The 534-nt window shown below is 47.0% G+C and carries 2 tRNA genes; both read right to left on the bottom strand.

Features of this window, described 5'->3' with window-relative positions:
* Nucleotides 1-238 precede the first annotated feature (238 nt).
* Nucleotides 239-314, bottom strand: a tRNA-Ala gene (locus ABZJ92_RS22225).
* Nucleotides 315-356: 42 nt separating this feature from the next.
* Nucleotides 357-433, bottom strand: a tRNA-Ile gene (locus ABZJ92_RS22220).
* Between the last annotated feature and the right edge of the window lie 101 nt (nt 434-534).

Here is a 534-nt window from a genome sequence, read left to right as displayed (position 1 = left end):
CCTTCATCGCCTCTGACTGCCAGGGCATCCACCGTGTACGCTTAGTCGCTTAACCTCACAACCCGAAGATGTTTCTTCCGACTCATCATCGTGTTGCGAAAATTTGAGAGACTCACGAACAACTTTCGTTGTTCAGTGTTTCAATTTTCAGCTTGATCCAGATTTTTAAAGAGCAAAACTTCGCAGTGAACCTTTGCAGGTACACTCTGAAGTATTTTTTATTTAATCACTACAGAGATGGTGGAGCTATGCGGGATCGAACCGCAGACCTCCTGCGTGCAAAGCAGGCGCTCTCCCAGCTGAGCTATAGCCCCATAACATGTAGTTAAAACCTCTTCAAATTTGCCGTACAAATTTGGTAGGCCTGAGTGGACTTGAACCACCGACCTCACCCTTATCAGGGGTGCGCTCTAACCACCTGAGCTACAAGCCTGTAGAGGTTTTACTGCTCATTTTCATCAGACAATCTGTGTGAGCACTACAAAGAACGCTTCTTTAAGGTAAGGAGGTGATCCAACCGCAGGTTCCCCTACG

Source organism: Shigella sp. FJ200513, from assembly GCF_040495915.1.
In the GTDB taxonomy this organism is placed as follows: domain Bacteria; phylum Pseudomonadota; class Gammaproteobacteria; order Enterobacterales; family Enterobacteriaceae; genus ECMA0423.
Note: the sequence above shows the minus strand (reverse complement) of the source record. Positions and strands in the feature narration are given on the sequence as shown.